The organism is Leifsonia aquatica, assembly GCF_014190775.1.
In the GTDB taxonomy this organism is placed as follows: Bacteria; Actinomycetota; Actinomycetes; order Actinomycetales; family Microbacteriaceae; genus Leifsonia; species Leifsonia aquatica.
In genome coordinates, this window is record NZ_JACHVP010000001.1 from 925460 (window position 1) to 940012 (window position 14553).

Here is a 14553-nt window from a genome sequence, read left to right on the forward strand (position 1 = left end):
CACCTCCACCGTCGTGGAGCACCGGGTTGACGGCTGGTCGCGAGCGCGAACGGTGGAGAACGGTCATTCTGCACATCCGACGCATGTCGATATTGCCCTGCGGCGATCCGGGCGTACCGTGTCTAGCGCCGGTTCGCGCTCGCCAGGGCGGGCCAGCGGACGACGGCGGCACACAACCGAACAAGGGGAAGACATGTCAGGACAACGCAGCGGCACCGACGAGGCCGGGAACGAGGTCACCCACCAGCCCAGTGGCGCGATGCGGCGCAAGGCGACGGGACTGGCCATCGCGGCGGCCGTCGGCGGCTTCCTCTTCGGTTTCGACTCGTCTGTCATCAACGGAGCGGTCGACTCGATCGGCACGCACTTCGAGCTGAACGCGTTCGTCAAGGGCTTCGTCGTGGCCGTCGCCCTCCTGGGCTGCGCGCTGGGCGCCTACGTCGCCGGTCGACTCGCCGACCGCTGGGGCCGGCTCAAGGTCATGCTCCTCGGCGCCGGGCTGTTCCTCGTCAGCTCCATCGGTGCCGGTCTGGCGTTCTCGGTCTGGGACCTCGGGCTGTGGCGCGTGGTGGGCGGCCTGGGCATCGGCATCGCGTCCGTCGTGGCGCCGGCGTACATCGCGGAGATCGCACCGCGGCAGCGTCGAGGCGGGCTGGCCTCCCTGCAGCAGTTGGCGATCACCATCGGTATCTTCGCCGCGCTCCTCTCCGACGCGCTGCTCGCCAACGGCAACCCGTCGCGCGAGATCTGGTTCGGGCTGGAGGCGTGGCGGTGGATGTTCCTCGTCGGCGTCATCCCGTCGGCCGTGTACGGCATCATCGCGCTGACCGTCCCGGAGTCGCCGCGCTTCCTGCTCGCGACCGGCCGTCGTGACGAAGCGCGCAAGGTGTTCCAGACGCTCGTGCCCGCGGAGGACCTCGACCGCTCGATCAAGGACATCGAGGACTCGATCAAGACGGACAAGGAGGGCCTCAAGGCGACCCTGCGCGGCAATGTGCTGGGACTGAAGGGCATCGTCTGGATCGGCATCATCCTGTCGGTGTTCCAGCAGTTCGTGGGCATCAACGTGATCTTCTACTATTCGACCACCCTGTGGAGCGCGGTGGGCTTCACGAAGGCGGACTCGCTGACGATCAGTGTGATCACGTCGATCACGAACGTCGTGGTCACCGTGGTCGCGATCCTGCTCGTCGACCGCATCGGTCGCCGCCCCATCCTCCTCACCGGCTCGGTCGGCATGGCGGTCTCGCTCGGCACGATGGCGCTCGCGTTCGCCTTCGCGGACAAGGGAGCGGACGGCGCCGTCAGCCTGCCGGGCGCGTGGGGGCCCATCGCCCTCGTCGCGGCCAACATCTTCGTGATCTGCTTCGGCGCCTCGTGGGGCCCGCTGGTCTGGGTGCTGCTGGGGGAGATCTTCCCCACGAAGATCCGCGGCAAGGCGCTCGGACTCGCGGCGGCGGCCCAGTGGATCGCCAACTTCCTGATCACCGTGTCCTTCCCGCCGATGGCCGACTTCTCCCTGGTGTTCACGTACGGGATGTACGCGTTCTTCGCCGCCCTGTCGTTCTTCTTCGTGTTCTTCAAGATCCCCGAGACGAACGGCATGGCGCTCGAGCAGGCGGAGACGCTCTTCACCAACGCGAAGGGCCGCGGTCGCGGGCCGCAGGTGCGCTCCAGCGGCGACTCCGCGTGACCCACCGTTCCTGATAGGATGTGCGAAGCACTCCGCTCGTCGGAGTGACTACGCGTGCCCGGACACCCGCAGGGTGGGGCGCACTTCCACCGGTCTCCCTCCCAATTCCTCGCGGTTCTTCCGCGCGGGACGAACGGGGAGCGGAGGTGCGCGGGGCACCAGGAGCGGTGGCCGCCGGCCGCCGTGGACAACCGCACACCGCACCCGCGCGTCGAAGATCACGCCGGGCGCGTCAAACACAAGGAGAAACGGCAATGGCCGTCGTCACCATGCGCCAGCTGCTCGACAGCGGCGTCCACTTCGGACACCAGACCCGCCGCTGGAACCCGAAGATGAAGCGATTCATCCTCACGGAGCGCTCGGGCAGCTACATCATCGACCTGCAGCAGTCGCTCACCTACATCGACAAGACCTACGACTTCGTCCGCGAGACGGTCGCCCACGGCGGCACCATCCTCTTCGTCGGCACGAAGAAGCAGGCGCAGCAGGCGATCGCCGAGCAGGCGACCCGCGTGGGCCAGCCCTACGTCAACCAGCGCTGGCTGGGTGGTCTGCTGACCAACTTCCAGACCGTGTCCAAGCGCCTCGCCCGCATGAAGGAGCTCGAGGAGCTCGACTTCGAGGGCACCACCAGCGGCTTCACCAAGAAGGAACTGCTGATCAAGAAGCGCGAGCTGGACAAGCTGCACAAGTCGCTCGGCGGTATCCGCAACCTGACGAAGACCCCGAGCGCGCTCTGGGTCGTCGACACCAAGAAGGAGCACCTCGCGATCGACGAGGCGAAGAAGCTGGGCATCCCGGTCATCGCCATCCTCGACACGAACTGCGACCCGGACGAGGTCCAGTACCCGATCCCGGGTAACGACGACGCCATCCGCTCGGTCGGCCTCCTGACCCGCATCGTCGCCGACGCCGCGGCCGAGGGCCTCATCCAGCGTCACCAGAAGCCCGAAGAGGGCACCGAGCCGGCCGAGCCGCTCGCCGAGTGGGAGCAGGAGCTGCTCCAGGGCCAGGCCGAGGTGCAGTCGAGCGCCGAGACCGAGAAGGCGGCCGACGCCGACCTCGCCGAGGCCGAGGCGGACTCCGCCGAGGTCATCGCCGAGGGCGAGGCGGACGCTGAGGTCGCAGCCGAGGCGGAGGCCGTTGCCGACGCCGAGGCCGAGACCAAGTAGTCCCCACCCCACACCCGCTTTCGACAAGAAGGTTCCAGTCAGAACATGGCAAACATCAGCATCGCTGACATCAAGGCCCTGCGCGAGCAGCTCGGCACGGGCATGGTCGACACCAAGAAGGCGCTCGAAGAGGCCGGCGGCGACATCGAGAAGGCGACCGAGATCCTGCGCCTGAAGGGTGCGAAGGGCAACGCGAAGCGTGCCGACCGCTCCACCAGCGAGGGCCTCGTCGCGGCCAAGGAGAACGGCAACGGCTCCGCCACCATGATCGAGCTCGCGTGCGAGACCGACTTCGTGGCGAAGGGCGAGAAGTTCATCGCCCTGGCCGACAAGGTCCTGGACGCGGCGGCCGCCGCGGGCGCGACCACCGTCGAGGAGGCCCTGGCCGCCCCCGCCGGCAGCCAGACCGTCGCCGAGCTCATCGGTGACGAGGCCGCCATCCTGGGCGAGAAGGTGGAGCTCCGCCGCGTCGCCTCGGTCTCGGGCGAGCACTTCGCGATCTACCTGCACAAGACCTCCAAGGACCTGCCGCCGCAGGTCGGTGTCGTGGTCGGCTACGCCGGCGACGACGCGGAGACCGCCCGCAGCATCGCGCAGCACATCTCGTTCGCCAACCCGACCTACCTCACCCGCGAGGACGTCCCGGCCGCCGAGGTCGAGAACGAGCGTCGCATCGTCGAGGAGATCTCGCGCAACGAGGGCAAGCCGGAGGCCGCGCTCCCGAAGATCATCGAGGGTCGCCTCGGTGCGTTCTTCAAGCAGGTCGCCCTGCTCGAGCAGGAGTACGCCCGCGACAACAAGCTGACCATCGCCCAGGTGCTGAAGGACTCGGGTCTCACCGTGTCCGGCTTCGCCCGGTTCAAGGTCGGCGCCTAAAGCACCGATGAAGGAGTCCGGATCGCTCACCAGCGATCCGGACTCCTTTTCTGTGCGCCCACCCATAGGCGCACGACACACCACGCACTAGCGTAAGAACGAATCAGTCACGGAAGGACCAATCACGCATGTCGGCAGCAACCAAGAGGCGCAGGGTCCTTCTCAAGCTCTCCGGCGAGGCGTTCGGCGCCGGGCAGCTCGGCGTCAACCCCGACATCGTCAGCGGCATCGCCCGCGAGATCGCCCAGGCCGCCGAGGACGTCGAGATCGCGATCGTCGTCGGCGGGGGCAACTTCTTCCGCGGGGCCGAGCTCTCCCAGCGCGGCATGGACCGCGGGCGTGCCGACTACATGGGCATGCTCGGCACCGTGATGAACTCGCTGGCGCTGCAGGACTTCCTCGAGCAGGCGGGTGCCGAGACCCGCGTGCAGTCGGCGATCTCGATGACCCAGGTCGCCGAGCCCTACATCCCGCGCCGTGCCGAGCGCCACCTCGAGAAGGGCCGCGTCGTGATCTTCGGCGCCGGCGCCGGTCTTCCGTACTTCTCGACCGACACGGTCGCCGCCCAGCGCGCGCTGGAGATCAGCGCCGACGTCGTCCTCGTCGCCAAGAACGGTGTCGACGGGATGTACGACGACGACCCGCGCACCAACCCCGACGCGCGCAAGATCGACCACATCAGCCACCAGGAGGCTCTGCAGCAGAACCTGAAGGCCGTCGACTCGACCGCGCTCAGCCTCTGCATGGACAACGGGATGCCCATGCGCATCTTCGGCATCGAGCCGGCCGGCAATGTCACGGCCGCGCTGCTGGGCGCCGAGATCGGCACCCTGCTCGGCTGACCGGCCCTCGCCGGGCCCGCCCCGCCGCCTGGCGCGGTGCCGGGGCTCTAGACTAGAACCCGATTGACCGATCTGAAGGAGAAACCGTGATCGCCGATGTGATTTCCGACGTCCGCCAGCGTATGAGCAAGACCGTGGACGCGGCGAAGGAGGACTTCGGCACCGTGAGCGCGGGCCGTGCCAACCCGGCGCTCTTCCAGAAGGTCCTCGTGGACTACTACGGCTCGCCGACCCCGCTGGCCCAGCTGGCCGGTCTGCAGAACCCGGAGGCCCGCGTCCTGCTCGTCACGCCCTACGACAAGTCGGCGCTGAAGGAGATCGAGAAGGCCATCGTCGCGATGCCGAGCCTCTCCGCGAACGTCGGCAACGACGGCGAGATCGTCCGCGTCACGCTCCCCGAGCTGACGGAGGACCGCCGCAAGGAGTTCGTCAAGATCGTCCGCGGCAAGGGCGAGGACGCCAAGGTGGCGCTCCGCAACATCCGCCGCAAGGCCAAGGACGACCTGGACGCCCTCAAGGGCGAGGTCGGCGACGACGAGGTGGCGCGTGGCGAGAAGGAGCTGGAGACCATCACGCGCACGCACGTCGAGGCCGTCGACGAGGCGTTGAAGCGCAAGGAAGCCGAGCTCCTCGAGGTCTAACCATGAGCGAGGGGAGCGGCACCGGCGCGCCCCGCACGCCGGAGACGGGCAGGCGGGGGAAGCCGCGTTCGCGTGAAGAGCTGCGCGCCCAGGTCCAGGCCACCCGCGCCGACTTCGAACGGCAGGTGCAGGCGCGCAAGGCGCAGCTGGACGCCACGAACGAGCTCATCGAGCAGCGGACCGGGCGCAATCTCATCCTGGCGATCCTGATCGGGCTCGTGGCGGGCGTGATCGTCGTCGGGAGCCTGGTCTTCATCAAGGAGCTCTTCATCCCGTTCGGGATGGCGATGGCGGGGTTCGCGGCATTCGAGCTGACACAGGCGTTCCGCAGCGCCGGCCGCCGCATCCCGCGCATCCCGACGGTCCTGGCCGCGGTGGCGATCATCCCGGCCTCGTTCTGGTTCCACGCGGGAGGTCAGCTCGTCGCGCTGTCCGCGGGCATCGCGCTGGTCGTGGTGTGGCGCCTCGTGGAGGAGCTCGCGGTCCCCGCCCGGCGTGCCGGGGGTGCCGCGCTGGGTCGAGACCTGACCTGGAGCATCCTCGTCCAGCTGTACGTCAGTCTGCTCGCGAGCTTCGTCCTGCTGCTCCTCGCGGAGCCGGGGGGCGAGTGGTGGGTCCTGGCGTTCGTCATCATCGTGGTGGCGGTCGACACGGGCGCCTACGCGGCCGGCCTGTCCTGGGGCAAGCACCCGATGGCGCCGACGATCAGCCCCAAGAAGACCTGGGAGGGCTTCGCGGGCGCCGCGACGACCGCCGTTGTCGCGGGCGTGCTGCTGTCCCTGTTCATGATCGACCAGCCCTGGTGGTTCGGTGTCGTGTTCGGCGTCGTCCTGCTCCTCACGGCGACGGCGGGAGATCTCGCCGAGTCGCTGATCAAGCGCGACCTCGGCATCAAGGACATGAGCTCGTGGCTGCCCGGTCACGGCGGGTTCCTCGACCGGCTCGACTCGATCCTGCCGTCGGCCGCGGCGACGTACGTGCTGTTCCTCATCTTCCGATGACAGAATGGGGGCGTGAGCACCTTCCCCCGCACCCCGAAGAAGCAGGGATACGACGTCGAGCAGGTCGACGCGTTCCTGCAGACCGCCCGGCGCGCCTACGACGCTGACGAGGCCTCCGCGCCGATGACGTCGGCCGACATCCGCCGCACGGCCTTCTCGATGCAGAAGGGCGGCTACTCGACGACGCACGTCGACGCGGCCCTCGAGCGCCTCGAGGACGCCTTCGCCCAGCGCGAGCGCGACCAGTCGCGTCAGGCCGCCGGCGACGAGGCCTGGTTCGCGGATGCCCGCACGACGGCGCAGGTGGTGCTCAACCGTCTCGACCGGCCCGTGGGGCACCGGTTCGACCGCGTGAGCATCCTGACCCTCGGCTACAACCGTCAGGACGTCGACCGGTTCGCGAATCGGCTCGTGAAGTACTTCCAGGACGGGCGTCCGATGAGCGTCGAAGAGGTGCGCACGGCCACGTTCCGCGAGCAGCGCGGAGGGTACCGGGAGGTGCAGGTCGACCTGCTCCTCGACAGCGTCACGGACGTGATGCTCGCCGTCCGGTGAGGCTGGCTGTTGCCTGAGGGAGGGCGCGGTTTCTTGGATTGTCCGCCGAAGTCCGTTATGGTCTTGTGATCGTGGGTAGACGAGAAACAGCAGAGATCGTTCCGCTGACACCGGCCAACCCGGTCGGAGTCGCATTCAAGCGATCCCGACGACCGCACATCCGGTCGCGAGCCCTGCTCTGGGGCTTCGCGTTCAGCGCCGCCGTGGGCTTCGCCCTGGTGAACGTCGTGGACCCGTATTCGGGTTCGACGGCCGCCCCGGCTTACGCCGACACGCTGCCCAGCCCGCAGACGACCTCCCGTTTCGGAGGCGCTCCGACGCAGTCGCTCACCGCGCCGGGTTCGTACACGACGGCGGTCCAGCGCGACGCCGTGAGCGTGAAGGCCAAGCCGACGCCGACTCCGACCCCCACGCCGACTCCGTCGACCAGCAAGTCGTCCTCGTCGGCCGCTCCGGCCGCGGGCAAGCCCGACCCGGGCACGGCCAAGGCGATCGCTTACGAGATGCTCCAGGCACGCGGGATGGGCGACGACCAGTACAGCTGCCTCGTCTCGCTCTGGAACCGTGAGTCGGGCTGGAACGTGTACGCCCACAACGGCGGCAGCGGCGCCTACGGCATCCCGCAGGCCCTTCCCGGCAGCAAGATGGCCTCCGCCGGCGCCGACTGGGAGTCCAACCCCGCCACGCAGATCACCTGGGGCCTGGGCTACATCACCGGTCGCTACGGCACCCCGTGCGGCGCCTGGGATCACTCGGAGTCCTCCGGCTGGTACTGACCGGAACCCGGGCGCGGTCGGTTTAGACTGGTCGGATGCCGCGCAGCAACCGTCCCCGAGGTCGTCATGGCCAGGGGCGCGGCCATGTCGACGACCATCAGAACGACGGTCTCGACCGGCTGATGGCCGGCTGGCGTCGCACCGAGACCCGTCGCGGCACCGAATGGAACGTCCAGCCCGTCTCGGCCGCTCAGGCGCAGAAGAGCTACGTGTGCCCGGGCTGCGGCCGTGACATCGTTCCGGGCGTCGCCCACCTGGTGGCGTGGCGCGCCGACGGCGTGCTGGGGGACTCCGCCGACCTGGCCGCGCGCCGGCACTGGCACGAGGCCTGCTGGAAGATCGCCTGACGGCTCGCGCCGCCGAGAGAGACGAGAACGATCACGTGACGACGACCACCGAGATCCGTGGCGGCATCGAGCTGCCCGCGCACCGCGAGGACATCGAGCTGCACACCCGTGACGGTCTCACGCTCGTCGGGGAGCTCGCGACCCCGCTCGACCGGCCGCCCGTCGCGACGCTCGTCACCCTGCACCCACTCCCCACGGCCGGCGGGTTCATGGACTCCCACATCCTGCGCAAGGCGGCCGGGAGGCTTCCCGAACTGGCCGACATCGCCGTCCTGCGCTTCAACACGCGCGGCACGGCATCCCCGCGCGGTCGCAGTGAGGGCGAGTTCGGGCACGGCGTCGAGGAGCGCTACGACGTCGAGGCGGCCATGGCGTTCGTCACCGAGCGTGGCCTCCCACACCCGTGGCTGCTCGGCTGGTCGTTCGGCACGGAGCTCGCCCTCATGTACGGACGCGAGTGCCCGGTCGACGGCGTGATCCTGCTCTCGCCGCCGCTGCACCGCGCGAAGCCCGAGCACCTGGCCGCGTGGGCGGGGGACACCCGGCCGATCGTGGCGCTCATCCCGGAGCACGACGACTACCTGCAGCCCGCGGAGGCCGCCCAGCGGTTCGCCCCGCTGCCGCAGATCGAGCTCGTCGACGTGGCCGGCGGCAAGCACTTGTGGGTGGGGGAGAACCAGACCCGGCGCGTGCTCGACGAGATCGTCGCGCGCCTGAACCCGGCCGCGCTCCCGCTCCCGACCGAGTGGGCCGGAGCCTAGAGCTCGTTCTGCCGCGGGATGACGACCTGCTTGATGATCAGCAGGAGGGCCGCCGCGAACGGGATGGCGACGAGCGCGCCCAGGATGCCGAGGAGCGTGCCGCCGGCGAGGGCGGCGACCACCACCAGAGCGCCGGGCACGGAGACGGCGCGGTTCATGATGCGCGGGCTCAGCACGTATGCCTCGACCTGCATGTAGACCAGGTAGTAGATGGCGGCGGCGATCGCCGTCGGCGGGCCGGACAGGATGCACACCGCGACGATGATGACGGAGCCGGTGATCGTGCCGACCAGCGGGATCAACGAGAAGAAGAACGCGATCGTCGCCAGCAGCACCGGGAACTTGGCACCGATGATCGTCAGGAAGATGGCGCTCAGCACGCCGTTCACCAGGGCGAGCGACACTTGGCCCATGACGTACTTGCCGACCGAGTCGGTGATCTGGTCGCCCAGATCGGCGAAGCGGGAGCGACGGGAGGCCGGCACCAGCTGGTAGGCCGCGCGCTTGATGCTCGGCAGCGACGCCGTGAAGTAGATCGTGAGGATGATCACGATGATGACCCCGAAGGCACCCTGGACGATGCCCGAGGCCGTCTGCAGCACCTTCGAGGTGATGTCGGGGAGGTTCTGCTGCAGCCACTGCGTGACGGCGTTGATGTTCTGATCGTTGATGACCGACGGGAACTGGTGCTGGAGGCTCTGGAACCAGTCCTCCGCGCCGCCGCTGTTCACCCAGCTGATCGTGTTGTTCACGAGCTGGGTGGCCTGGGAGATCGCGACCGGCACGATCGCCCAGATCACTCCGACGAAGGCGCCGATGATCACGACGAGCGTGATGGTCAGCGCCAGCCAGCGTGGGAAGCGCCGCCGCTCCAGGAAGGAGATGAGCGGCTCGATCCCCAGCGCGAGGAACAGCGCGGCGCCGATGTAGGTGATGATCGTCGCGAGGCTGACGATCGACGTCAGGATGAGGATGCCCAGCCCGACGCCGAGCGTCCCGATCAGTCCGACGCGGAAAGCGTTCTGAATCTTCATGGTTCCCCCGGTCCGGTCGGTCAGTCGCGCTCGGTGGTGACGCTCTCGGCCTGCTGGAGCATGCCGCGGAGGTTCTCGAAGTAGCCGGCGACGGCTTCGCGCTCGATCTTGATCTTGGCGAGGCTCTCCTCGGCGTCGGCCACGAGCCGCTTGCTGCGCTCCTCCGCCTCGTCGAGCTGGGCGGCCGCGCGCTCCTCGGCGTCGCGCACGATCGCCGCAGCGGTCTGCTCGGCCTCCTTGCGCGCCTTCTTCATGGTCTCGCGCGCCTCGGCCTCGAGGGACTCGCTCTCCGAGCGCGCCTGCGCCGTGCGCTTCGTGGCCTCCTGGAGCTGCGCGTTCGCGTCGTCGAGGTACTTCTGCGTCTGGGCGACGGCCTCCTGGTGACGAGTCAGGTACTCCTTCTCGGCCTCGTCACGGCGGGCCCGCAGTTCGACGTCGAGGTCGATGCGGGCCTGCTGGACCTCGTGCGTGCGGGCGTCGAGCTCGGCGAGCGTGCTCGTGCGCAGCGTCGTCAGCTCGGTCTCGAGCGCGGCCCGCGCGTCCGCTGCCTCTTGCTCGAACTCGGCGGTGCGCTCGGCGATCTCGGCGGCGAGGGCGGTGCGCGCCTCCGCCACCTCGGCCTCCAGGGCCGTGCGGGCCTCTCCGGTCTCCTTCTCGAGGGCGACGCGGGCCTGCTGCGTCTCGTCGGCGAGGGTCAGACGCGTCTGCTCCGCTTCCGCCTCCAGAGCGATCCTCTGCTGCTCGCGCTCGTTGGCGAGCTCGTTCGCCGTGGACTCGCGCTGGTCGGCGAGCTCGACGGCCGTGCGCCGGGCGTCCTCCGCCAGCGTGGTGCGGCTGCGCTCGGTCTCCTCCGCGAGCCGCGACGACGTCTGCTCGACCTCGGCGGCCAGCGCGGATTTCGTCTGCTCGACCTCGGCGGCCAGGGCCGACTTCGTGGTGCTGATCTCCGTCTCGAGAGCGGAACGGGCCTGCTCCGTGTCGGCGGCCAGCTTCGTCGTCGTCTGCTCGACCTCGGCGGCGAGGGCGGACTTCGTCTGCTCAACCTCTGCCGCGAGGGCGGACTTCGTCTGCTCCACCTCCGTGGCGAGGGCGGACTTCGTGGACGCGACCTCGGTCGCGAGGGTGGACGTCGTCTGCTCCACCTCGGCGGCCAGCGCGGCCCGTGTCGACTCCACCTCGGCCGCGAGCCGGGCCTGCGTCGACGTGACCTCGGCCTGGAGGGCGCTGCGTCCCTGCGAGAGCTCGTCGGCGAGGGCGGTGCGCGCGGCATCCACCTCGGCGGCGAGATCGGCGCGGAGCTGGGTCGCCTCGGCGTCCAGCTCGCGGCGCCGGCGCTCGGTCTCGGCTTCCAGCTCGGCACGGGACGTCTCCGCGGCGGCGGCGAGCTCGCTGGCGCTCCGCTCCCGGTCCGCGGCGAGCTCGGCGGCGGTCGCGGTGCGCTCGGCCTCCAACGCAGCGCGGGTCTCCGTGGACTCCTTCTCGAGGGCCGTGCGCGTCTGCAGGGTGTCGTCGGCGAGCTGCGTGGTCGTGCGCTCGACCTCGTCCGCGAGCTCGGACTTGGTGCGGGTGACCTCCTCCGCGAGGGCGGACTGCGTCCGGGTGACCTCGTCCGCGAGTTCGGACTTGGTGCGGGTGACCTCCTCCGCGAGGGCGGACTGCGTCCGGGTGACCTTGTCCGCGAGCTCGGTGCGCGCGCGATCGACCTCGTCGGTCAGGGCCGAACGCGTGGTGGTGACCTCGTCGGCGAGCGCCGAGCGGGTCTGCTCCACCTCGGCGGCCAGGGCGGCCTTCGTCTGCTCGACCTCGAGGGCGAGCGCCTTCGTGGTCTGCTCCACCTCGGTCTTCAGGGAGAGCCGCGTGGTGGCGTCCTCGTCGGCGAGGTCGGCGCGCGTCTGAGCGGACTCTGCCGCCAGCGTCGCGCGCTGCTGCTCGACCTCGGCAGCGAGGTCGGCGCGGGTCTGCGCCGCTTCGGCGGCGAGCTCGGCGCGCAGCCGGGCCTCGTCGGCCGCCAGCCGGTCGGCGGTCTCGGCCACGCGACGGTCCAGGTCCAGGCGGATCTGCGCCGCCTCTCGCTCGAATGCGGCGCGATCCTGGGCGAACGCGCCCTCGAGCTCACCGCGCCGGGCTTCGATGGTGCGCTCCAGCTCGGCGGCCTCTGCGCGCGCGGCCTCGGCCTCGCGGGACGCGACGGCCTTCAGCTCGGCGGCTTCGCGGTCGGCTTCGGCGCGCAGGGCGGCCGCCTCGCGCTTGCTCGTGGCGCGCAATTCCGCGGCCTCCGTGGCGACGGCGCCGCGAATCCCCGCCGCCTCGCGCATCGCGTCGTTGAGGAGGGTCTCCTTGTCGGCGCGCGTCTTCGCCTGGAGCTCGGTCGCCTCGATCTGGGCGTCCTCGAGGGCGGTGGTGGCGCGCGCGGTGGCATCGGCGATCAGGCGCTCCGCCTGCTGGGCGGCGGCCTTCTTGACCTTCTCGATCTCATCGGCGACGCCGGCGCGCAGCTTCTCGGCGTCGATGTCGGCCTGGGCGATCAGGCGGGTGGACTGCTCCTCGGCGACCCGGAGGGTGTTCTCGAGCTTGGTGCCGAGCCCCGAGTAGGTGGGGCTGCCGACCTCTTCGATCTCCGCACTCAGCTCGTCGATGCGGAGCTGGAGGCGCTTGATCTCCTTGGTCGAGTCCGAAGCCTGCGTGTTCGACTTGATCAGCTCGCGCCGCAGCTCCTGAACCGCCTTGTCGACTTCGTCTTTGTCGTACCCGCGGAAGACCTGCGTGAAGTTCGATTCATCGATGGCCACGTGTGTTACTCCTGAAATGTCCGGACGCGAGCTGCTCGCACGCCGCATCGATCTTACATTTGGCGCCGGGTACCCGCATGGGGGACTGCACTCCCGTGCAGGGAACGGTTAGATGCCTTTCAGGGTGCTCGACTATCGTGGAGTGTCTGTGCCCGCCCCCCTCCCGGCACACGAGGAGATCTGTTTGCGTTTCGTACTCGCCATCGTCGCGTTCGTGGTGGCCGCCGTCATGATCGTCGCCGGCATCGCCCAGCGGACGGTTTTCGCACCTCCCTCGCAGTTGACCGCGAGCGCCACGGTGCCCGACGACGCCCGCTACGTGGTCATCGCCGGGTCGGCGCTGAACGCTCACAGCGGCCAGCAGACGCTCTCGGTCAGCGGTGCCCCCGACGTGAAGTCGCAGGTCGTCGCGATCGGGCGCACGGAGGATGTGACGGCGTGGCTCGGCACGGAGAAGTACGTGGCGGTCGGGTACGACTCGACCGCCGACAAGCTGACGACCCGCACGGTCACGCCGAAGGCGTCGACGGATTCGACGGATTCGACCGACACCCCGACCCCCGCGCCGACAGCGTCCGCCCCGGCGGGCGGCGCCGGCGACAAGGCGGCGGGCCCCAACCCCACGGGTTCCGATCTGTGGCTGGAGGAGTACGACGGCGCGGACGCGCAGGTCACCCGCATGAGCATCCCCGACGGGGTGAGCGTGCTCGTGGCCTCCGACGGCACGAAGCCGGCTCCGTCGAAGATCCTCCTCACCTGGCCCGTCGACTCCAGCACCCCGTGGGCGTTCCCGCTGATCATCGGCGGCCTCGTCCTGCTCGTCATCGGAATCGCCCTCTACCTCTGGGGGCTCTACACCCACCGCAAATCGCGCGGACCGCGCCGGAAGAGCGGACCTAAAATGCCCAAACTCCCCAAAGCACCCAAATACAAGCCGAGCGCCGATGTGGAGGTCACGTCGCGCGGACGCCGCTCGACGCGCCGCTCCCGCGTGATCGCCCCCGCCGTCCTCGTCGGAGCGCTGACGCTCTCCGGCATCGGGGCGGGCGCCGCTTTCGCCGACGAGACGCCGACCCCGACGCCGACGCCGACGTCGACGTCCACCTCCACGTCGGTTCCGAAGCCGGTGAACCAGCTCCCGCCGGCCGTGACCGTCCCGCAGCTCGAGCGGATCATCAAGCGCATCTCGGTCTCCGCGGGCGATGCCGACGCGAAGGCCGACCCGGCCCTCGCCAAGCAGCGCTTCACCGGACCGGCGCTCCAGCTGCGCGAGGCCAACTACGCGATCCGGGCGAAGAAGGCCGACGAGCCCGCGCTGCCCGCGATCCCCGCCGATCCGATCGTGCTCTCCCTGCCGCAGTCGACCGACTCCTGGCCGCGCACCGTCGTCGCCGTGATCGAGATGCCGAAGGACGCCGCGGGCAAGGACCAGGCGCCGCAGGCGCTCACCCTCGTCCAGGACACGCCGCGCGACAACTACATGATCGAGTACGCGGTCTCCCTCGAGCCCAAGGCCAAGGTCCCGAACCTCGCGCCGGCCAGCATCGGCGCAGCCGCCGTCCGGCCCGACTCGAAGCTCCTCGCCCTTCCGCCGAACCAGGTGGCGGCGGCGTACGGCGACGTGCTCATGAACGGCGACCAGAGCAAGTACGCCAGCCTCTTCAGCGCGGACGGCGACACGCTGCGCACGGCGGTCGGTGCCGAATGGAAGGCCAAGCAGAAGGCGGCCGTCCCGGCGACGGCATCGCTGACCTTCACCACCGCCGTCGGCCCGAACCCCGACGTGGCCCTGGCGACGAACGACTCCGGCGCGATCGTCTGGGTCGACCTCCAGGAGGCTCAGCAGCTGAAGGTCGTCGAGGCGGGCGCCGAGGTGAACGCCGGGCCGACCGCCGCCGCTCTCGGCGTCGCGAGCTCGAAGACGGGCATCGAGACGACGTACGGCTACCAGCTGGCCTTCTACGTGCCGCCGGCAGGATCGGACGCCAAGATCACCCTGCTCGGTTTCGCTCAGGGCATGGTCGCGGCCAAAGAGATCCAGTGATCCGGCGGCTCGCGCCGCGTAT

General features: G+C 69.8%; 13 protein-coding genes. 11 read left to right on the top strand and 2 right to left on the bottom strand.

Annotated elements, in window-relative coordinates:
• Positions 1–193 precede the first annotated feature (193 nt).
• From FHX33_RS04430 to FHX33_RS04475, 10 genes are all read left to right on the top strand, one after another.
• On the top strand, positions 194–1693 hold the full coding sequence (locus tag FHX33_RS04430) for a sugar porter family MFS transporter (RefSeq protein WP_021763573.1): 1500 nt from the start codon (positions 194–196) through the stop codon (positions 1691–1693).
• A gap of 254 nt (positions 1694–1947) precedes the next feature.
• Positions 1948–2865 (top strand): 30S ribosomal protein S2, encoded by a 918-nt coding sequence (gene rpsB / locus FHX33_RS04435; RefSeq protein ID WP_021763574.1) that lies wholly within the window; start codon positions 1948–1950, stop codon positions 2863–2865.
• A gap of 45 nt (positions 2866–2910) precedes the next feature.
• Positions 2911–3741, top strand: a complete 831-nt coding sequence (tsf, locus tag FHX33_RS04440; protein ID WP_021763575.1) for a translation elongation factor Ts — start codon at positions 2911–2913, stop codon at positions 3739–3741.
• 128 nt (positions 3742–3869) lie between these two features.
• Complete coding sequence (gene pyrH / locus FHX33_RS04445; RefSeq protein ID WP_021763576.1) at positions 3870–4583, top strand: UMP kinase; 714 nt, start codon at positions 3870–3872, stop codon at positions 4581–4583.
• Positions 4584–4669: 86 nt separating this feature from the next.
• Positions 4670–5224, top strand: a complete 555-nt coding sequence (gene frr, locus FHX33_RS04450) for a ribosome recycling factor (RefSeq protein ID WP_021763577.1) — start codon at positions 4670–4672, stop codon at positions 5222–5224.
• A 2-nt stretch (positions 5225–5226) separates the two neighbouring features.
• The gene (locus FHX33_RS04455; protein ID WP_021763578.1) at positions 5227–6225 is read left to right on the top strand and encodes a phosphatidate cytidylyltransferase; all 999 of its coding nucleotides are present in this window, start codon (positions 5227–5229) and stop codon (positions 6223–6225) included.
• Positions 6226–6237: 12 nt separating this feature from the next.
• Positions 6238–6780, top strand: coding sequence for a DivIVA domain-containing protein (locus FHX33_RS04460; protein ID WP_021763579.1), 543 nt, complete (start codon positions 6238–6240; stop codon positions 6778–6780).
• Positions 6781–6851: 71 nt separating this feature from the next.
• Positions 6852–7556, top strand: coding sequence for an aggregation-promoting factor C-terminal-like domain-containing protein (locus tag FHX33_RS04465; RefSeq protein ID WP_039922643.1), 705 nt, complete (start codon positions 6852–6854; stop codon positions 7554–7556).
• A gap of 35 nt (positions 7557–7591) precedes the next feature.
• Positions 7592–7903, top strand: coding sequence for a hypothetical protein (locus FHX33_RS04470; RefSeq protein WP_039922639.1), 312 nt, complete (start codon positions 7592–7594; stop codon positions 7901–7903).
• Positions 7904–7938: 35 nt separating this feature from the next.
• The gene (locus FHX33_RS04475; RefSeq protein ID WP_021763582.1) at positions 7939–8664 is read left to right on the top strand and encodes an alpha/beta hydrolase; all 726 of its coding nucleotides are present in this window, start codon (positions 7939–7941) and stop codon (positions 8662–8664) included.
• Here FHX33_RS04475 and FHX33_RS04480 read toward each other — a convergent pair.
• Complete coding sequence (locus FHX33_RS04480; protein WP_021763583.1) at positions 8661–9698, bottom strand: AI-2E family transporter; 1038 nt, start codon at positions 9696–9698, stop codon at positions 8661–8663. The genes FHX33_RS04475 and FHX33_RS04480 overlap by 4 nt on opposite strands.
• Positions 9699–9718: 20 nt before the next feature.
• Positions 9719–12487, bottom strand: a complete 2769-nt coding sequence (locus FHX33_RS04485) for a DivIVA domain-containing protein (RefSeq protein ID WP_183428206.1) — start codon at positions 12485–12487, stop codon at positions 9719–9721.
• A gap of 184 nt (positions 12488–12671) precedes the next feature.
• On the opposite strand from FHX33_RS04485, the gene FHX33_RS04490 reads away from it, so the two are divergent.
• On the top strand, positions 12672–14531 hold the full coding sequence (locus tag FHX33_RS04490; protein ID WP_039924423.1) for a DUF8094 domain-containing protein: 1860 nt from the start codon (positions 12672–12674) through the stop codon (positions 14529–14531).
• Positions 14532–14553 lie beyond the last annotated feature (22 nt).